Origin of the sequence: Exiguobacterium aestuarii (genome assembly GCF_020171655.1) — a bacterium.
GTDB classification, from domain to species: Bacteria; Bacillota; Bacilli; order Exiguobacteriales; family Exiguobacteriaceae; genus Exiguobacterium; species Exiguobacterium aestuarii_A.
On record NZ_JAIVAC010000001.1, the window covers coordinates 55,535 to 76,325 of the forward strand.

Annotated in this window: 13 protein-coding genes; 12 read left to right on the forward strand and 1 reads right to left on the reverse strand. The window is 48.4% G+C overall.

The window, feature by feature from the left end; all coding sequences use genetic code 11:
* Positions 1-45: 45 nt before the first annotated feature.
* Positions 46-426, reverse strand: a complete 381-nt coding sequence (locus LCM29_RS00345; protein ID WP_214696163.1) for a truncated hemoglobin — start codon at positions 424-426, stop codon at positions 46-48.
* A gap of 159 nt (positions 427-585) precedes the next feature.
* Between LCM29_RS00345 and addB the strand changes: the two genes are divergently transcribed.
* From addB to LCM29_RS00405, 12 genes are all read left to right on the forward strand, one after another.
* Positions 586-4,023 (forward strand): helicase-exonuclease AddAB subunit AddB, encoded by a 3,438-nt coding sequence (gene addB / locus LCM29_RS00350; RefSeq protein WP_224860223.1) that lies wholly within the window; start codon positions 586-588, stop codon positions 4,021-4,023.
* Complete coding sequence (gene addA, locus LCM29_RS00355) at positions 4,001-7,618, forward strand: helicase-exonuclease AddAB subunit AddA (protein ID WP_214785389.1); 3,618 nt, start codon at positions 4,001-4,003, stop codon at positions 7,616-7,618. Before addB ends, addA begins: the two co-directional genes overlap by 23 nt.
* 168 nt (positions 7,619-7,786) lie before the next feature.
* The gene (locus LCM29_RS00360; protein ID WP_224860225.1) at positions 7,787-8,269 is read left to right on the forward strand and encodes a MarR family winged helix-turn-helix transcriptional regulator; all 483 of its coding nucleotides are present in this window, start codon (positions 7,787-7,789) and stop codon (positions 8,267-8,269) included.
* Complete coding sequence (locus tag LCM29_RS00365) at positions 8,262-9,986, forward strand: ABC transporter ATP-binding protein (RefSeq protein WP_224860227.1); 1,725 nt, start codon at positions 8,262-8,264, stop codon at positions 9,984-9,986. Before LCM29_RS00360 ends, LCM29_RS00365 begins: the two co-directional genes overlap by 8 nt.
* Entirely contained in the window at positions 9,983-11,854 is a 1,872-nt protein-coding gene (locus LCM29_RS00370; RefSeq protein WP_318247811.1) for an ABC transporter ATP-binding protein, read from the forward strand. The genes LCM29_RS00365 and LCM29_RS00370 overlap by 4 nt, the downstream gene beginning before the upstream one ends.
* Positions 11,855-11,988: 134 nt before the next feature.
* A complete protein-coding gene (locus LCM29_RS00375; protein ID WP_074032651.1) occupies positions 11,989-12,351 on the forward strand; it encodes a response regulator in 363 nt (120 codons plus the stop codon).
* Positions 12,348-14,906, forward strand: a complete 2,559-nt coding sequence (locus LCM29_RS00380) for an ATP-binding protein (RefSeq protein WP_224860229.1) — start codon at positions 12,348-12,350, stop codon at positions 14,904-14,906. Before LCM29_RS00375 ends, LCM29_RS00380 begins: the two co-directional genes overlap by 4 nt.
* 116 nt (positions 14,907-15,022) lie before the next feature.
* Complete coding sequence (locus tag LCM29_RS00385; protein ID WP_214747656.1) at positions 15,023-15,406, forward strand: YisL family protein; 384 nt, start codon at positions 15,023-15,025, stop codon at positions 15,404-15,406.
* 100 nt (positions 15,407-15,506) lie between these two features.
* Positions 15,507-16,538 (forward strand): class I SAM-dependent methyltransferase, encoded by a 1,032-nt coding sequence (locus LCM29_RS00390; protein ID WP_214875209.1) that lies wholly within the window; start codon positions 15,507-15,509, stop codon positions 16,536-16,538.
* Positions 16,539-16,607: 69 nt separating this feature from the next.
* Positions 16,608-18,101 carry a phytoene desaturase family protein gene (locus LCM29_RS00395; RefSeq protein WP_224860231.1) on the forward strand — a complete coding sequence of 498 codons (1,494 nt, stop codon included), beginning with the start codon at positions 16,608-16,610 and terminating at the stop codon, positions 18,099-18,101.
* The gene (locus LCM29_RS00400) at positions 18,098-19,576 is read left to right on the forward strand and encodes a phytoene desaturase family protein (protein WP_224860233.1); all 1,479 of its coding nucleotides are present in this window, start codon (positions 18,098-18,100) and stop codon (positions 19,574-19,576) included. The genes LCM29_RS00395 and LCM29_RS00400 overlap by 4 nt, the downstream gene beginning before the upstream one ends.
* Positions 19,542-20,384, forward strand: coding sequence for a phytoene/squalene synthase family protein (locus tag LCM29_RS00405; protein ID WP_412093980.1), 843 nt, complete (start codon positions 19,542-19,544; stop codon positions 20,382-20,384). Before LCM29_RS00400 ends, LCM29_RS00405 begins: the two co-directional genes overlap by 35 nt.
* Positions 20,385-20,791: the final 407 nt, after the last annotated feature.

Genomic DNA, 20,791 nt, shown 5'->3' on the forward strand with positions numbered 1-20,791 from the left:
CTCCTTTACTTACTTTCCTATCATACCCACTTTTTATAGTTGTGACTACTCAAAATGATGCGAGCAAACCCGGACGACATTCGAAGAGGACATGATCAGTCGCTGGAAGAGCTGACGTTTGATCGATTCTGGCGCATCGACTGTCTTGAGCGCTTGCTCCATGCATCCGAGCCAATGCCCGGCATGGGTCTCAGAAATCGGATGTTCATGATGAATCATCGCTAAATTCCCACCACCGCGACGTTCCGAATACAACTTCGGACCACCGAGCAATTGGGTTAAAAATTCGAATTGGTGTTGCTTCACCCGTTCTTTGTCTTCCGGAAACAGCGGAAGTAGAATCGGATCGGCATAGACGAGGTCATAAAACGCGTCAACGAGTTGTTGAACGCCGCTTTCGCCTCCAAATTGTTCATAGGCACTCACATTCATTCCCCCTCATACGTTCAGTCTAATCGATTTCGGGCAAAAATGGGAATGATGCAAGCTGTGACTTTTTTGACTAGGGTGAAGAGGAGGTTTCCCTCTACAAATAAGAGCGGATGGTTCATAATGAAAGAAAAAAGGGAAGGAGTGTTCGCTAAAATGACAGTAACCTTTCACGTCGGTCGATCGGGAACGGGGAAAAGTGAACGGATGATCGAACAGGTTATTCAAGAACTGAAACAAAACCCGAGCGGACCAACGATTTATATGATCGTGCCGGACCAAATGTCGTTTGAAATGGAGAAGAAGATGGCGACAGTGGACGGCCTGCGCGGCTCGACAAGAATCCAAGTATTATCGATGCGCCGTCTTGCATTTTTGATGATGCGGGATGCGGGAGTGGCGACTGACCAATTTTTAGATCAGACGGGGACACATCTGTTGTTGCGGAGAGTTGTCGAGATGAGCGAGGAACGATTGACCCTGTTCCGTCGAACGATGAACCAGTTCGGATTTTATGAAGAGTTGAACCAATTGATTTCGATGTTGAAGCGAGGACTTGTCGAACCCGAACATCTGTTGCGGTTGAGTGAACAAGCGCAACATCGTGCCTTGAAGTTACAGGACCTCTCCATCATCTATGAAGGATTTTTAAAGATGACAGAAGGGAAGTCGCTACATGCGGAAGATTACTTCAACGTCCTGTTGCAACTGTTGCCCGAGACGGATTTGACGGGAGTCCGTGTTTACGTGGACGGATTTAATGAGTTCTCGGAGCAGGAATTAGCCGTCCTTGTCGGTCTTGCGGAAAAAGTCGACGTCGATGTGTTGCTGACGCTCGACCCCTCATCGATGTATCGTCCTGACCCATTGTTTGGACCGACGCAACGGACGCTCATGCGCTTCAAGGAACTCTTGTCGGAACGGCAACTTCAATCGGTCGACAAACCGTATGACACCATCTATCGCTATAAGCATCCAAGCCTTCGCTATTTAGAGGCGACGTTTGACCAGATGACGGCAGAGCCGTATACAGGGGCAGAGAACCGCGTCGATTTACATGCTGCCGTCGACCGGACTGTCGAGGTGGAGGCGGCCGTTCGAGAAGTCATCCGACTCACCCGTGAAGAAGGATATCGTTACCGGGATATCGCGCTCATTTCACGTTCACTCGAAGAGTATGGCGATTTGGCATCGCAGGCGTTACAAAAGATGGGACTTCCTTACTTCCTAGATGAACGGCAACCGATGCTTGACCATCCGCTCGTCGAATTGTTGAAAGCAACCATCGACATCGCCTTGCGTAGCTATCGGGAGGAAGCGGTCTTCCGGGCATTGAAGACGGAACTCGTCGTCCTCGACCCGACACATCGACGCACGTCCGTTGACCGTCTCGAAGCGTTCGTCATTGAGCGCGGAATCAAACACTATCATTGGCACGATGCATGGCAATTGCGTCGTCGTACAGGGGAAGAAGCGCGACTGACGAGTGAAGAGCTAGACGTCGAAGCGGAGTTGAATCGATACCGGGAACGCGTCATCGAAACGTTCGATCCGTTGTTAGCGGATTTGAAGCAGGCGAAGACGATGCAAGCCTATACGCATGCCATGTATGCCTTTTTGGAGCGGATTGGTGTATCCAACTGTCTGACCCATTGGCGTGACGAGGCGATTGAAGAAGCGCAGTTGCTCGAAGCGCGTGAGCATACCCAAGTGTGGGACGCGGTCTTACATCTACTCGAACAATTGGAAGCGGCAGCTCCGGAAGAGAAGTTGTCGACGGAACTGTTTCTTCAGATGATGGACACTGGGCTAGATAGTCTACGTTATGCGCTCATTCCACCTTCACTCGATCAGTTGACGGTGACGGACTATGTCCGTGGTCGATTGATTGATAAGAAAGTGGTGTTCTTGCTCGGGGCAAATGAAGACCAAATCCCTCTCGTCACGACACAGTCCAAACTGTTGACCGATCACGACTTGGACTTCATGCATGAGAACGGACTGCGTGCCGGGAAAGCGACCGAGCACTTGTTCGATGATGAAACGTATTACTTATATAAAGCAGTGACGGCACCGAGTGAGCGTCTCTATATTAGCTACGCCCTCGTCGACAGAACGGGTAAGGCGGTTCAACCGGCACGTTTCATCGCTGATTTGAAGGTGCGTCTCCATAAAAACATCATTAAGACACACTTTGCTGAAGCAGGAGAGCACCGACCACGTGACCAATTCGCCTTTTTGACGAACGTGAACCAGACGGCAGCGGTCACGGCTCTTGAACTGCAACGATTGAGTCGTCATTATCCGATTCAAGATATGTGGTTCGCCGTCTATAACGAACTGTTAAAACATCCGGATGGTCGTGAACGTTTGCAGTTGTTGACGAGCGCCCTGTTCTATCAAAATATCCCGAAATCACTAGACGACGATGTGGCTAAATCTCTTTATACACCGTCGATTCGGGCGAGTGTCTCGCGACTTGAGACGTTCCAAGCATGTCCGTTCAAACATTTTGCGAGTTATGGCTTGCGCCTGAAGGAACGCCGATTGTATCGACTCGAGGCACCGGATATCGGAAACTTGTATCACCGAACGATTGAACATATGTCACAAACGGTGAAGATGGACGGAAAAGAATGGCGAGATGTGGCACCTGATGAATGTGTGAACTTAGCGGAACAGGCAGTAGAACTCGTGACGCCTGAAATCCAACACGCCATTCTGATGAGTTCAAATCGTTACGCCTATTTAAAGAAAAAATTGACGGACGTCGTCAGCAAGACGGCAGAAGTATTGATTGAACAGTCGAAACGGGACGGATTTGACCCGAAAGCGTTTGAACTCGCGTTCGGGAGTGGGCAGTTCCCTCCTGTCTCGTTCACGTTATCGAATGGAGCCACGTGTGAGCTCATCGGCCGCATCGACCGTGTCGACACGGCGATGGTCCACGATCAGCTGTACGTTCGTATCGTCGATTATAAGTCGAGCAAACGTGAAGTCGACTTCGCGGAAATTTACTATGGTCTTGCCATGCAGATGCTCATCTACTTGAAAGTATTGATTGAACAGGCGGAGGTATGGACGAAAGAGAATGTAGCGCCGGCTGCGGCACTGTATTTCCACGTTCATCGCCCACTCGTCCCACCGGCAGGTTCTGAGGAAGAGACGCGACAGAAAGTATTGGAGTCGTATCAGATGCAAGGGTTGTTGGTCGACGATCCGGAAATTTTGGAGATGATGGACCGCTCTGCGAAAGGGTCTTCGAAAAAATCAATCGTCATCCCGGTCAAATATAAAAAAGATGGCACACCTGATTCGAATACACTGAAGAAGATTGTCACACCACCTCAGCTCGAACAATTGATGGACCATGCGTTTGGCGTCGTCAAATCGAGTGCCGAAGAGATGTATGAAGGAAAAATTGACGTAGAACCTTACGAATATAAAGAGCGCCGCCCGTGTCAGACGTGTCCGTACCAAAGTGTCTGCCATTTTGACGAGGCACTCGCGAATGAACCACGCAAATTGAAAAAGTTAGAGAAAGAAGATGTATTTCAGGAGTTAGGAGGGGATGACCGTGAAATGGACGAATGATCAATTCGCCGCAATTGAAGCGAGGGGAAGTCACGTACTCGTCTCGGCTGCGGCCGGTTCAGGAAAGACAGCAGTTCTCGTTGAACGGTTGTCTAGCCGATTGCTGGACGAAGCGGATGCGTTGACGGCAGACCGTATGCTCGTCGTCACGTTTACGAACGCGGCAGCTGCAGAAATGAAGCGACGCATCGCAAAGGCGCTCGAAGAGGCGTTGCGCGACGACCCGACGAATGAGTACGTCCGAAAACAACGACAAATGTTGAATCGGGCTCTCATTACAACCATCCACTCGTTTTGCTTAGAAGTGATTCGCGAGAATTACTATTTGTTAGACTTAGACCCGGCATTCAAGATTGCGGAAGAACGTGACCTCGTGCTCTTACAAGATGATGTGTTAGAAGAGGTGCTTGAAGAGGAGTACGGAAAGCAGGATACGGATTTCTTCGCCCTTGTCGATGCCTATACGTCAGACCGTGGCGATAGCGAAATCGAAGACCTTATTCTTGGTCTTTATCATTATGCTCGTACACTCCCAGACCCTGATGCCTATTTGGACAAACTCATTTCGATGTATTCGTTCGGCGATGACCCGGATCATGAAGCCATCCTCATCGAGTTCGGTCACATGCTGTGGCAGGACATTGAGAAAGCGGTGCGTGATCTTCGGAAGCTCGAGGCGGAACTTCGGGTTGCAGGCTATGAACCGCAGTCGGAAAACATTCGTCAGGCGATTTTCCCGTTTGAACAGTTAGAAGGGGAAGAAATTGTCTGGAGTGAACTTGAAACGGCTGCACGTGCGATGAAGTTTGGAACGATGAAAGCCGTCCCTAAAAAAGAGGAGCATCAAATTTATCATGAGGTGCTCAAACCGGCGTACGATCAAGCGAAGAAGAAGTTGACGGCAGCTGCTGAACGGGCACGTGTCAGTGGGGCGGATCTATTAGAGAGCGTATCGATGCAACAACCTCTCGTCAAGACGCTCGTCCGAACGGTCCGTGCGTTCGGAACAGCGTATGAGCAAGCGAAACGTGACCGAGCCTTCGTCGACTTTAGCGACTTGGAACATTATGCGCTCGCCATTTTACGGCAGGAGGATGGACCGTCTGATGTCGCCGCTCTATACAAGGAACGTTTCGTCGAGGTACTAGTCGATGAATATCAAGATACGAACGAAATTCAAGAAACGATTATCAACCTGGTCGCAAATGAACGGGAAGAGATTGGGAACCTGTTCATGGTTGGAGACATCAAGCAGTCGATTTATCGGTTCCGTCATGCGGAACCGGGTCTCTTCATCGATAAGGCGACGCGCTTCAAACAGGCGGACACGGGAAAACGAATTGATCTCTCTCAAAACTTCCGCAGTCGGGCAGAGGTGCTTCATGGAATCAATGACTTGTTCGTCCAGCTCATGGACGAAGAGGTCGGAGAAATCGCTTATGATGAGGCCGCTCAACTCGTGCCGGGTCGTGAATATGAACCGATTCCAGCGAATCCTGAATTCATGATCGTCGACGGGACAAGTCGCGAATTATCGAAACAGGAAGTCGAAGGACGAGCGATTGCAACTCGAATCCTAGAATTAGTATCTGGGGAAGAACCGTTCAAAGTGACGGATGAAGTGACGGGTCAACTAAGAAACTGTGAGTACCGGGACATCGTGATTCTCGTTCGTTCGAAAAAAGGGCGGGTTGAACAGCTGATGGACATTTTGACACAGTACAACATTCCGGCTTATACGGATTCAGATGGCGGCTATTTTCAAGCGACAGAGATTCGAATGATTCTTGCTCTCTTGAAAGTAATTGATAATCCCCTACAGGACATCCCGCTCGCCGGTGCGCTCCGTTCCCCGATGTTCCGATTCGATGATGGGGAATTGGCACGAATCCGACTCGAGTCCGAAGATTCTTTCTTTGAAGCTTTGAAAGCAAAAGCGGATGACGATGACGAGCTTGGCGTGAAGTGTGGAGATTTTCTCGATCGTCTTTCCCACTGGCGTACGTATGCACGCAATCATAGCTTATCTGAACTGATTCAACAGCTGTTTAACGATACTGGGTTTTATGACTTCTCGGGTGGATTGCCTGGTGGGAAAGGACGCCAGGAAAACTTAAAAGCGCTCTATGACCGCGCCCTCTCTTACGAGCGAAGCGGCTATCGTGGACTGTATCGCTTCTTACGTGTCATGGACCGTTTACAAGATACAGGAGAAGATTTATCCGAGGCGCGTTCTCTCGGTGATGAGGAGAACGTTGTTCGCATCATGACTGTGCATAAGTCAAAAGGTCTTGAGTTCCCGGTGACGATTGTCGCCCAGCTCGGAAAACAGTTCAATACACTCGACCAGAAACAGCGCGTCATTTTCCATAAGCAATATGGAATTTCACTCGATGCGATTGATGTCGTGACACGTACGAAATCGGAAACATTCGTGAAAGAGATGATCCGACGAGATTTGGATGCAACGATGAAAGCCGAAGAGATGCGTGTCCTCTATGTCGCATTGACACGGGCAAAAGAGAAACTCATTCTCGTCGGTACGGTTGGAGATTCAGCCAAGCAGCTCCAGCAATGGCTACAGGTCGGGCAATCTGGGGAACTGTTAGCAAGTGAGGCGAGACGAGAGGCGAAAACGTACTTGGATTGGATTGCGCCAGCACTCTTACGTTTGCCAAGTGCCACGACATTTATCGAGTCGTTCGGTTTCACGGTACCCGCCTCATTTTATGAATCGACTTCGTGGACGTATCGTTTGATTGGAGAAGACGATCTTGCAGAGATTGCGACACTTCAAGAAATGATGGCACAACTCCACCATGTGCAACGATTTGAAGCGATTGATTTTCCTATTCAAAATGAGGATGAGACGATTCGTGCCGTCCACAAAGCGTTAACTTATAGCTATCCAGCTCAGGATGCTGTACGCACAGCGGCGAAACAGACAGTGACGGAATTAAAACGGGCGATGCAACTGGAACAAGCCGCCTTCGAAGACCCGGTTCGTCCGATCGATACACCTTATCGGGAGCCGAAATGGCGTCAAGTGAAACAGACCGGTGCCGAACGGGGGACCACGTTACATTTGATTTTCCAAATGGCTGATCCGAACCAACCGATTGTCGATCAAATCGATCAATGGGAGAGACACGGTATGCTGAGCCCGGTCGAGGCTGAGACGGCGCGTCTTGCCATTCCTGACGTCGAAGCATTTTTCCAGACCGACGTCGGGCAAGCGCTCGCCGACGCGCTTGAGCGCGGCACGGCGTGGCGAGAGCTTCCGTTCACCTATACCGTTCCGGCTGAACGAGTCAACCCGGATGGACAGTTTACGGATGAGGACGTCTTGATTCAAGGGATTATCGACTGTCTGTATTTCGACGGAACATCGTATGTCCTGTTGGATTATAAATCAGATGCCGTCGTCCATTTGTCCGAATCTCGTGAAGACGCACACGAGCGACTCCGTGAGCGATACGCGATTCAGTTGCAACTGTACCGAGAGGCCATTGAGACGATTTGGGAGATTCGTGTCGAACAGACGCTCATTTACTCACTTGATTTACAAGAAATCGTCACGGTAACAACTTCATAAAGGCTACACGTTGAGCGATGTCAGCTACATGACATCGCTCTTTTTGTTATGTGCATTTTCACATTCTAAATCGTTGACAAGTGAGCTATGGAGGAGTAACTTATTTTATATAAGTAATTGTTCCATATAGAACAATCCGAAACGGAACGATAAAAGGAGTGAAGAAATATGACCGAGATGAGCGCAACAAGAGCGCGGGAAATGATGCAATCGTTTTGGCGCGTCCAACGTGTGTTGATTCGTCTCATGCATCAGACGGCCCAACAAAATGACCTTACCTTGCCACAGCTTCACGGACTGATGATGTTGAATGAACAAGGGGCGATCACTCAAAAAGAGTTGGTTCGGCGCACAAGGATGCCGAAGAGTACGTTGAGTCAATCATTGGATGGACTTGTGGAAAGAGGGCTCATTCGTCGAGACATCAACCCGGACAATCGACGCGAAGTGGTATTGACGATCGATCAATCCGGCAAGCGATTGATTGAGGAGATTGAACAGCAGGAGGAAGGAACCGAACAACAGTTGAATCAAATCCTCGCTCGTCTAGATAAAGAGACGTATCGCCATATGATTGAAGCGCATCAACAGATTGCAGATGGGTTGAACGAAGGATTCACCGATTGTGAAGGAGGATGTCGTCATGATTAAGTTGTTAAAACGTTTGATTACTTATAAATGGGCCGTCCTTATGGTCTTGTTATTTGTGTTCGCCCAGTCGTTAGCAGATTTATTCTTACCGACATTAATGGCGGATATCATCGATAACGGGGTCGTGACAGGAGACACGGGCTATATTTGGCAAATGGGTGGCATCATGCTCGGTGTAACCGGACTCGGGGCGCTTGCAGCGGTCGTGGCAAGTTTTTATTCATCGAAAGCGGCGATGGGATTCGGACGTGACTTACGAAGACGTGTGTTTAACCATGTCGAGCGTTTCTCGCTGGAAGAGTTCGATCGTGTCGGCACAGCCTCGCTCATCACGCGGACGACGAACGACATCACGCAAGTCCAGCAAGTCATCATCATGATGCTTCGGATGGTCGTCAGTGCACCGATCATGTTCGTAGGTGGTTTGATCATGGCGACGTCAAAAGATGCAACGTTGTCACTTGTCATCGTTGCCGCCATGCCTGTTCTCGTCATCTCAATTTTCCTTATTTTCTGGAAGGCGATGCCGCTCTTTAAGAAAGTACAAAAGCGATTGGACCGATTGAATCTCGTCCTACGAGAAAATTTGACGGGTATTCGTGTCATTCGGGCCTTTAATCGTGAAAAAGAAGAGCAAGTTCGTTTGACAGAGGCGAATGAACGATTGACGGACGTCTCGATTAAAGTCAACCAAATCATGGCGTTCCTCATGCCGGCCATGATGCTCGTCATGAACTTGACCGTCGTCGGCGTCATCTGGTTCGGGGGCATCCGAATCGATAACGGGGCGATGCAAATCGGGGATTTGATGGCGTTCATTCAATATGTCATGCAAATCATGTTCGCGCTCGTCATGGCTTCTGTCATGTTCATCATGATTCCGCGAGCATCTGTATCTGCGAATCGCATCAATGAAGTGCTCGAGATGACTCCTTCACTCGTCGATGACGGCACGAAAACGGCCGATGTGGAACACGGGACACTCGTGTTTGATGATGTCACGTTCTTTTACCCAGGTGCCGAAGAGCCGGCATTATCACATGTCAGTTTCTCAGCAAACCCAGGAGAAGTCACGGCGGTGATTGGTGGAACGGGGTCTGGTAAGTCGACACTCGTCAATCTGATTCCTCGATTTTATGATGTGACGTCTGGCAAAATTCGCGTGAACGGGGTCGATGTTCAAGCCGTACCGCAAGAGGAGCTCCGTTCGAAAATCGGATTCGTTCCGCAAAAGGCGTTACTGTTCACCGGTACAATTGCAGAGAATATTCGATACGGGAAAGCCGATGCGACGACCGAAGAAGTCGAACATGCCGCGTCAATCGCACAGGCGAGCGACTTTATCGAGAAGATGTCAGATCGATATGAATCTGTGATTGAGCAAGGTGGCTCGAACGTATCTGGTGGACAAAAGCAACGTCTCTCCATCGCACGGGCACTCGTTCGAAAACCAGATCTATATGTATTCGACGACAGCTTTTCGGCACTCGACTTCAAGACGGATGCTGCGTTACGTAAGGCGTTGAAAGAAGAGATAAAAGATGCGACCGTATTGATTGTCGCGCAACGGGTGAGTACGATCATGGATGCCGATCGCATCATCGTGTTAGAAGAAGGAAGCGTGGCCGGAATCGGTACACATGATGAATTGTTTGCGACGAATGCGGTTTATCAAGAAATCGTGAAGTCGCAATTGTCTGAGGAGGAAATCGCATGAGTGAGAAACAAACAACGACGCGACAAACTCATGGCGGGCACGGTGGTCCAGGGGGTCCTGGCGGTGGGAACATGATGATGATGGGTGAGAAACCGAAGGAGTTCAAAGTCACGTTCCGTCGACTACTCGCCTATTTGAAACCGCGGCGAAACACACTGATCGCGGTCTTCGTCGCAGCGATTCTAAGTACGGTCTTTATGATTGCCGGTCCAAAGATCATGGGGATTGCCATCACGGAACTCTTTGAAGGCGCCTATGCGAAATTCACCGGTGTACCAGGCGCAGAGATCGATTTCACGAGAATCGGACAAATCTTGTCGTTACTCGCAGGACTTTACGTCATCAGCAGTCTATTTAACTACGTGCAACAGTATTTAATGTCAGGCGTTGCGCAAAAGACCGTCTATGATTTGCGGGAAGACGTCAATAAAAAATTGGAACGATTGCCACTCAAATATTACGATGGTCGTTCGAATGGAGAGACGTTGAGCCGAGTGACAAACGATATCGATTTGATTGGGAGCACGCTTCAACAAAGTGTGACGTCATTTATTACCTCAATCGTCACGATTGTCGGAATTTTGATTATGATGCTGTCCATCAGTCCGCTGTTGACGGTCATCTCTCTCGTGTCTTTACCACTCACGATTTTTGCGATTCGTCCGATTTTAAAACGGTCACAACAATATTTTTCCGATCAACAACGTCATCTCGGACGATTGAACGGTCACGTGGAAGAAATGTATACCGGGCACGCGGTCGTCAAAGCGTTCGGTCGTGAAGAGACAGCTGTCCGTGAGTTTGATGAGGTGAATGAAGAACTTTATGATGCCGGACGTAAGGCGCAATTTATCTCTGGGATCATCATGCCGATGACGATGTTCATCGGGAACATCAGTTACGTGTTGATCAGTGTCGTCGGTGGGATTTTAGTCACACAACGAAGCATCTCGATCGGGGATATTCAGGCGTTTATCACGTATACGCGACAGTTCACCCAACCGATTACGCAAACAGCGAACATCGCGAACATCGTCCAGTCGACGGTCGCTGCGGCAGAACGTGTTTTCGAGTTGTTAGACGAAGAGGAAGAAGTAAAAGAAGTAACGACTTATCGATTGGAGCGAGCGGAAGGGAATGTCGCATTCCGTCACGTCGACTTCGGATATGCAGAGAATCTACTCATTCAAGATATGAATCTCGATGTAAAGACGGGACAAACGGTAGCCATCGTCGGTCCGACCGGTGCCGGGAAAACAACATTGATCAATCTGCTCATGCGTTTCTATGAATTGAACGATGGAGAGATTTTGATTGATGGGAAAGACTCGCGTAAAATGTCGAGACAAGATTTACGTCACACGTTCGGGATGGTCTTACAGGATACGTGGTTGTTTAATGGGACAATCCGTGACAACATCGCTTACGGAAAAACCGGGGCGACAGAAGATGAAATTGTCAACGCGGCGAAGACGGCGCATGCGGACTCGTTCATCCGGACGTTGCCAAACGGATATGACACCGTCTTGAATGAAGAAGCGAATAATATCTCACAAGGTCAAAAACAGTTACTGACGATTGCGCGAGCGGTTCTCGCTAATCCACCGATTATGATTTTGGACGAGGCGACATCGAGTGTGGATACGCGCACCGAGATTTTGATTCAACAGGCGATGAAGCGGTTGATGAATGGGCGAACAAGTTTTGTTATTGCACACCGTTTATCAACGATTAAAGATGCAGACTTGATCTTAGTGATGGACCAAGGTCGTGTCATCGAACAAGGTACACATGAATCGCTGCTTGAAGCCGGTGGTTTTTATGAAGATTTATACAACAGCCAGTTCGCTGAAAAAGAAGTTGTATGAGAAGAATACAGGTTTTGCGCTCAAGTGATTAGGCAATAGACGTACGAAGATAGGTTTCGTACGTCTTTTTGTTTTGTGTAACAATTACAAATCCGTTAAAATAATTAAATGGGATAAAAAATGGAGGAACGACTATGGTTAAAATCTTACTTGCGGAAGACGAAGAAGTACTACGCATGCTCGTTATGGATACATTAGAAGATGAAGGATATGACATCGATGAGGCGCAAGATGGAGTAGAGGCCTATCGATTGATTGAAGAAAACGAATATGATTTGGTAATTGTGGACCATATGATGCCCGGCATGACAGGGCTTGAGGTCATTGAAAAAGTACGGAAGTTACCAGGGCGGCAAGATACGAAAGTGATGATGTTGACAGCGAAAAGCCAACAATCTGACCGTGATTGCGCGAATGAGATTGGTGTCGACTACTTCATTTCAAAACCGTTTAGCCCACTTGAACTTGTCAAAATCATAGGAGGCATCGTGAAGTGAAAAGGTGGTTTAAACAAAAACTCGGACGTGACATCATGGTCGTCCTCTATTCGTTCCTCGCCATTGCGTTGGTTGGATCGGTTCTGACATATTTTTATATCGAGAATCGACTCGAGGCGAATGAGGCGAAGTTGCGTCAAGTGGACGAACGCGTTAATCGTTTGACTTCACTTTGGGATGATTGGCAGGCCGATCAGTACGACACACGTGGATATCTCTTGTTTGGAGATACCTCGTCTCTCGAACGGGCAAGTGCGAACGAAGCGAAGTTCCAACAAGAAATTAATTGGTTTAAAACGCAAGTCACTACTCGCCAAGGTGAGTTGTTTGCTGAAGATTTACAGCAGTTCCATGACTTTTACTATGACGTCATCATTCCGGTGACATATGAGTATGCGCAGGCACAATTAAATGGCGAGATTACGGAAACGTTTATCGATGCCGAGACAATTGCCGAATTACCGACGGCTCAACGTTTGATTGACCAAGGGCTCGTCCAATTTAACCCGGAGCGAGGCATCGATATTTTAGGGCCAATTGATGAAGTAGAGTCTGCTCTTTGGGAATATCGTCAATTAATGTCAGCTGAAAAAGAGACCGTCTACGCTGAATGGCGCCAAAACAATAACATGCTTCAATTCTTGTGGATCATGAGCATCGCCTCATTTGCCGCATTGATTTTGTTATTCGTCCAACCGTTCCTTCGTCGTCAAACACGCTTGATTTCAAAACTCTCGATTGCTTCGAACCGTTTGTTGAAAGGTGAAATTGTCGACTTGAGCGATCAAATGGAGCGTGAAGACGAAATCGGGACGATGTCTCGCTCGTTCCATAAGATGGCCGAGACACTTCGTGACAACGAACGTCATTTGATTGAAAAGAACCATGAACTTCAAGCACAGCAAGAAGAATTGATTGCGCAACAAGAAGAGCTTCAGGCACAGCAACAAGAGCTTGAAGAGATTCTCGAACAGACTCAACAAAACGAACAACATCTCGCTTACCGAAACGAATTGACGGAAACGTTAGCGTCACGTGATTCGCTGACGGCTTATCCAGAGATTATCGAGAAACTCGTGACCATCACCGATTCAGAGGTCGGTGCACTCGTCTTCGTCGATGAATCGGGCACATACCGCGTGACGAGCCATGGCTTGAATGAGACGTTGTCACGTCAATTGCTCGATAGTGAGAATTCCGTGTTGACACGAGCAATGACGTTGAAGACGACAGTCCATTCATCGAAACAAGTCGCAAGTGACCACCCACTCCCGTATCCGTACTATATGTTTGAGACGGCGGTGCCGGTCCATGACCCGACAGATGACTCGATCATCGCGTTCATCTATTTGGTTCGTTATAAAGACCGTTTCACACAAACGCAGATGGGTGACATCATGTCGTTCGCTCGCCAGCTTTCACTCTCGCTCTTACGGATGCGTCTATTCGAAGAGATGAAGCGGGAAAAAGGGAAGACAGAACGCATCCTCGACTCGATTCGAGAGGCGGTCGTCTATATCGAACATGCGACGGATGATGTTTTCGTGAACCGACCACTCTACGAGATGTTCCCAGAACTGAGTGATGTCAGCGCGCAGGACCTTGAAGAAGAATCATGGGAAGAGTGGCGCAATCGTCTTGTCGAAACCGTGGATCAAGCGGAAGACTTTACGAAGTACACCAATCGATTGTTCACCGAAGACTTCCCGCATGACAGTGTGAGCTTCTCAATCCGTAAAGGTGAAATGAACTTGCAGATGTATGCAGAACGGATCATCGTCGGCGGTCTTTCGAAAGGAACGCTTCTCGTCTTCCGGGATATTACGAGTGAAACAGAGGCTGAGCGACTGAAGAGTGAATTTATCTCTACGATTTCTCATGAATTGCGGACACCACTTTCGTCTATCTACGGATTTACAGAATTGATGGTGAAGAAGCAGTTACCAAATGAGAAACAAGCAAAATATTTAGAGACGATTCATGCGGAAACGGAACGTCTGACGCACCTCGTCAACGACTTTCTCGATGTGCAGCGGATGGAATCCGGCAGCCAGATGTACGATCGGGAACAACTTGATATCGAACCGGTCGTCCGTGATATGTTGACGTTCTATGAAGCGTCTTCTTTGAAGCACGAATTCGAATTAATCGCAGATGACGCACGTCCTTATGAGTTGTTCGTTGACTGCCAGAAGTTCAAGCAACTGATGAGTAATCTTCTGTCGAATGCGGTGAAGTATTCTCCACGTGGTGGGAAAATCACGGTGGAGCTTGCCCATCATGAACAAATCGTATCCATTAAAGTGAAGGACGAAGGAATCGGAATTCCGAGCGACGCGCTCGACCGCTTGTTCGATAAGTTCTATCGCGTTGATAACTCCGATAGCCGTGAAATCGGTGGAACGGGTCTTGGGTTACCAATCTGTCAAGAAATCGTCCGTGGCCATAATGGTCAAATTCATGTGGAATCGATTCAACACGAGGGATCGACCTTCATCGTTGAAATTCCTAGCTATGAATACGCTGTCCAAGAGGCAGAGACGACACCAGTATAATGAATTGAGTCATCCTTGAGGGATGGCTCTTTTTTTACGAAAGCGTTCGCTTGACCAATCAGGAGAGGGTTCGTGTACAATGAAGACTGTACAACAACATAAAGGGGGGCATTAGAATGCCACTGATTGCATTCTTGCACACGCACGTTACGAGCTGGATTTTGTTACTTATTTTGTTTGCCGTTGCCTATATTGGTTACAAGAACGGCAACAAGAGTGGAAAGATCGCACATATGGCGTTTCGACTCATGTTACTCATCGCATTCGGAACAGGACTTTATCTCTATCTTCAATTGAACGGAGGCGGCACGTTCTATCACGTGAAAATCACAGTTGGACTATTGGCATTGATTTTTGGTGAGATGACGCTCGTCAAAGTGAAAAAGAAAAAACCATCAAACGCCTTGTTCGGCGGATTTATCGTATTGGCACTCGTCACGATTTTTATCGGTTACGCACTACCGTACGGACAATCGTTCTTCAACAGCTTCATTCAATAAGATTTTCCCACTTCGCACACCGAAGTGGGAATTTTTTGTTTGTAGACAAATTATTAGGGGAAAATAAAAAAATCAGTAATCATGACGATGAGGTGAAACGATGGATCAACAAATGACGGAATGGACACGCGTATTGCACGCACGGAAATGGATGAAACAAACGGAATCGTTCTTACCATTATGGCACGGCTATATCGGATATAAGTTTGGCCTATTCGATGCGCTTCAAGGTGGTGCAAGTATGGCAGAGATGAATTTACGACTCAAACGCCCGTTGACACAACTCGCGTTAGAGCGCTGGTTAGAAGTCGGGGTTGCAGTGCGTCATTTGAAGAAGAGAGGCTGGCGCTACTATCCGACACGTGGCTTAAAATATCAATTATCCGGTAACGACGAACGGAGCATCGGATTCATGCTTCAAGAGATGATGGAACTCCATATCCCTGCGTTGATCGCTTATCCGGAATTTTTAGAGTCCGGAAAACAAAAGACATTCGATGGGGCCGAACACGGTCAAGTCGTCGCGAAAACGTCGACCCTTGTGGAAACGGTCGCATTCCCGATTGTACAGCAGTTATTACGCCAGGCGAATGTCCAATCGATGCTTGATATCGGATGTGGACACGGTGGCTATTTACGTAAATTACAAGCGCTCGAACCGAGTTGGGAACTGACAGGCATCGATTTAGAGGAAGAGGTCATCGAAGAGGCGCGATCTCGTGATGAACGGGGCGATATTCATTTTGAAGTCGCCGACTTTATGAACTGGGAAACGGATGAGCAGTTCGATGCGGTCATGATGAACAATATGCTCTATTACTTTTCACCAGAAGAGCGGATCAAACTGCTTGAGAGACTTCGGGATCGTTTAGAAGAGAACGGGGTCGCGGTCCTCGTCACGCCGCTTGCAGAGACGGCACTCGGCGGACGATTCGCTTCTGCATTCAACGCATTCATGACACTTCATGACAACTTGTATCCGCTCCCGACCATTCCACGATTACGCCGACAGATGCAAGAAGTCGGATTTGAACAAATTCGATTTATCCCATTCATCCCAGAAGGATCTTGGTACATCGTCATCGCCGAGCGAGGAAGCAAGAACCTGCTCAATCAACCGATTGAAAATTGAACTTGTCTCCGGTCATTTCTATAATGATAGAGAAGCATAAGAGACTATTCACATAGGGAGTTGTTGAGTGTGTCGAAACAAAGAGTTGCCGTAATAGGGGCAGGACCTGGTGGGTTGGCTGCTGCGATGCTACTGGCGCATCGTGGGGTAGACGTCACCGTATTTGAGAAACAACCGTTTGTCGGAGGAAGGACGTCACGTCTCCAAGTCGGCGAGTTCACGTTTGACCGAGGACCTACGTTTTTAAATATGCCGTATATTTTAGAAGAAATTTTTGAAGAAACCGGACGCGATTTACATGATTACGTCGAGATGAAACGGCTCGAACCGATGTATGATTTGTATTTCGACCGCGGTACGCGTCAGCTCTCGATGACGACAGATCGTGATCAGATGCATCAAGCCATCGAAGAACAATTCCCGGGAAATGGGGAAGGGTATGAACGATTCATGAGCGAACAGGCAATCAAGCTGTCCAAGTTGATGCCTGTCTTACAGACCGCACATGATAAATTGACCGATTACGTCTCGTTGCGTGTGCTCAAAGCACTGCCGTTCCTGTCGATTGGGAAGTCGCTTTATGATGTCTTGTCCGAGTACTTCACGAGCGAAGAGTTGAAGTATGCGTTCACGTTCCAAGCAAAATATTTAGGCATGTCCGCTTGGGAATGCCCGGGCGGTTTCTCCATTTTATCGTATATGGAACACGCATATGGGGTTCATCACCCGATTGGGGGAGTGAATCAACTTTGCCATGCGATGGCAAAAGTCGTAGAGGAAGAAGGTGGCTCTATTCGTCTAGGAGAACCGGTGGAGCGTCTCCTCATGGATGACAAGAAAGTGACAGGTCTCGTGGCCGGAAGCGTCCATTATGCGTTCGATGAAGTCGTAATCGGTGCTGATTTTGCACATGCGATGACGTCGCTCGTTCCTGACGGTAAACTATCGAAGTGGAGTCCGGCTCAACTGAAGAAGAAGCGCTATTCGTGCTCGACGTTCATGCTCTATCTCGGACTCGATCACATATACGAAGACGTGGCGCATCATTCGATTCACTTTGCAGACGATTATGAGTTGAACGTCAAAGAGATGACGCAAGAGTTGAAACTAAGCGAGGATTTCTCGTTTTACGTTCAAAACGCCTCACGCATCGACCCGACGCTCGCGCCTTCAGGAAAGTCATCGCTTTACGTGCTCGTACCGGTACCGAATAACTTATCCGGTCTCCCATGGGACGAACTACAGACGACGATGACAGAACGTGTGCTCGACGCCCTTGAGACACGGTCACCGTACCGAGGCATCCGACAACATATTGAAGTGATGGAGACGTTGACGCCAATGGATTGGGAGACGTTCGGTGTATATGAAGGAGCAACGTTTAACCTTGGCCATAATCTATCGCAAATGATGTATTTCCGTCCGCACAACCAATTTGAAGAGCTCGACAACGTCTGGCTCGTCGGCGGGGGAACGCATCCGGGAAGTGGACTTCCGACGATTTTTGAATCGGCGCGAATCACGACGAACCTATTGCGTGAACGGGCAGGTGTCGGCCGATGAACATCAGCTTTGTCGGAGCCGGGGTCGGTACACTTTATGCCGCCCTCTTATTGACGAAACGGAACCCGTCGCTAAATATCACGATTTATGAGAAAGAAGCACGCGTCGGTGGACGGTTGAACTATGTTGAGTTTGAGAATGGGGCGAAAGTCGATGAAGGGCCTACGATCGTTTTGTTACCGAGTAAACTGAAGCAACAGTTGATTGAAGCAGGGGTACCGGAAAGTGAAGTCGAGTTACTCGAAGTTGACCCGCTCTATCGCTTACGTTATCAAGACGGGACATCATTCTACAAATATCGCGATATCGAACGACAGGCAGAAGAAATCGAGCGAACGTTCGGTGAAGGGGATGCGTTTCGTCATTATATGTCGCAGAAGAAAGAAGAGTATCGGATTGGATTCGATACGTTTTTGGACCGAAGCTACGCATCAAAAACGGAATTGTTCGAGCCTAAACTATTGCTCCTCCTGATGCGTCTGAAAGCATATGAAACGGCCCATGCGAACATGAAACGTTTCTTTGAGGACGAACGCCTACGTGTCGCCTACAGTTTACAGACACTCTATATCGGTGGGAATCCTTATGCGACGCCTTCTTTATATGGACTGATCCCGTATCGCGAACAGGAAGAGGGAGTCTGGTACGTAAAAGGAGGATATTTCTCGCTTGCGGCGAAAATGGAACAAGAGCTGAAGCGTCGAGGTGTCCGTTTTGTGATGAATGCGACCGTCAATCGCGTCCACGTCACAAACGGAGTGGCGGACGGTGTCACGGTCAATGACGAATATGTGTCTTATGACGCGGTCGTCGTGAATGGGGACTTCCCACTCATGGAGCGACTCATTGATGGCGTCACACCAAAGACATACGAACCGTCCAGCGGTACGTTACTCCTGTACTTTACTGTCAATGGCGCACTAGATTTACCGGTCCATCAATTTGATTTACCAAACGATTTTGAAGGATCGATGCGTACAATCTTTGAGGATGGTAAACTAAGTGAGTATCCGGCGATGTACACGTTCAATCCATCACGGATCGATGCGACACTAGCGCCGGATGGGACGAGCGTGTTATATGTCCTCGTTCCGGTACCTCGTAAATTGGAACGGGAAGACTTTGAGACGCAAGGGACGATTGATCATCTATTCGAACGAATCGAGGCACTCGTACCAGATTTTCGTGAACGCGTGACCGAGATGAAAGTCCGGACACCGATGGACGCTGAGCGTTTCGGTCTATTTGAAGGAGGAAGCTTTGGGATTGCACCGAAGTTGTCTCAATCAGCCGCCTTCAAGCCACAGGCAAGACCGTTCCCAAAAATCGAACGATTGTATGCGGTTGGTGCATCTGTCCATCCATGTGGTGGCGTGCCGATCGTCATGATTGGGTCACAGTTACTCGTGAAAAAAATGGAAGAAGAAATGGGGGCAATACATCGTGACGACACAAGAAGCGTATCGTCAATGTGAGGAAATCATGAAGAAAGGCTCGCTGACTTTTTATCGGGCCTTCTCTTTGCTCTCAAAACCAGATCGTCAAGCGGTCATGGCCGTGTATACGTTTTGTCGGACCCTTGATGATGCAGTCGATGAATCGGATCATCCAGAAGAAAGTCTGGCGTCATTTTTGCATGCGTTCGACCGTTTTTTGGCCGGTTATCATCAAGACGATGCACTATGGGTGGCCCTTCGAGATGTATGGCAGCGCTATGAGATGGACGTCGATCCCTTCTTCGAGCTGGCAGAAGGGATGAAGTGGGATTTACATAAGTCGCGATATGAGACGCTCGAAGAGACCGAGCAATACAGCTACTATGCGGCGAGCACGGTCGGTCTGATGCTACTCCCGATTCTTGTCCCGAATCAAGACGCTGCGACGAAACGCCAGCTTCGGCAAGGTGCCATTGACCTTGGAATTGCGATGCAACTGACAAATATTTTGCGAGATGTCGGGGAAGATTTGAACCGAGACCGCATTTATTTACCACGGACGATGATGCGACAGTTCGCTGTAACTGAAGAGATGTTACAGCAACGAGAAGTGACACCTGCTTTTATCGAATTATGGGAGGCGCTGGCGAAACGTGCGGAATTCTTGTATGAACGCGCACGTGGAACCCATCACCTCTATCCACTGGCCAGTCGAAAGCCAGTGCAAGCGGCAGCGCTCCTGTACGAAGGGATTCTAGATGCGGCTCGAGCGAACGGATATGACGTCTTCACAAAGCGTGCATACGTATCGACGCTTCAAAAAGGAAAGTTGCTAGCAAAACTTTAAATGATTCGACTCGCTGTAGGCGCTTTTGCGCGTCTACAGTTTTTTTTGCGCAAAAAAAACCACTTTTGGCGGGGGACCAAAAGTGGCGTAAGCGTTATGTGATCCATTCATCGGGGAAATGAATGAATCGATTTGTGATGAAGCCCTAAAGATGTGCCGGGATTCATGGGGAATGAATCAGTTGGGACATCTTCGTTGAAACAGGATGCTTGATGGACTAAGGGGGAACATCATACGCAAGCTGTCTCAACTACGGGATACGAGTGGGGAAACTCGCTCATCACTTTTTCTCGGGTGTGACAAGTTCAAAACGCGATAAGGCTCGGGGAAGCCATTCGATCGCTACAGGTGTAACCAACGTTACAGAACTGCTTGAACTCGAATATGATATTATCACGTCTTTCAAT

Bases quoted from the DNA above. Each gene is read 5' to 3' on its own strand.
- addB (WP_224860223.1), top strand. From the start codon at position 586: ATGACAGTAACCTTTCACGTCGGTCGATCGGGAACGGGGAAAAGTGAA.
- addA (WP_214785389.1), top strand. From the start codon at position 4,001: ATGACCGTGAAATGGACGAATGATCAATTCGCCGCAATTGAAGCGAGG.
- LCM29_RS00360 (WP_224860225.1), top strand. From the start codon at position 7,787: ATGACCGAGATGAGCGCAACAAGAGCGCGGGAAATGATGCAATCGTTT.
- LCM29_RS00365 (WP_224860227.1), top strand. From the start codon at position 8,262: ATGATTAAGTTGTTAAAACGTTTGATTACTTATAAATGGGCCGTCCTT.
- LCM29_RS00370 (WP_318247811.1), top strand. From the start codon at position 9,983: ATGAGTGAGAAACAAACAACGACGCGACAAACTCATGGCGGGCACGGT.
- LCM29_RS00375 (WP_074032651.1), top strand. From the start codon at position 11,989: ATGGTTAAAATCTTACTTGCGGAAGACGAAGAAGTACTACGCATGCTC.
- LCM29_RS00385 (WP_214747656.1), top strand. From the start codon at position 15,023: ATGCCACTGATTGCATTCTTGCACACGCACGTTACGAGCTGGATTTTG.
- LCM29_RS00390 (WP_214875209.1), top strand. From the start codon at position 15,507: ATGGATCAACAAATGACGGAATGGACACGCGTATTGCACGCACGGAAA.
- LCM29_RS00400 (WP_224860233.1), top strand. From the start codon at position 18,098: ATGAACATCAGCTTTGTCGGAGCCGGGGTCGGTACACTTTATGCCGCC.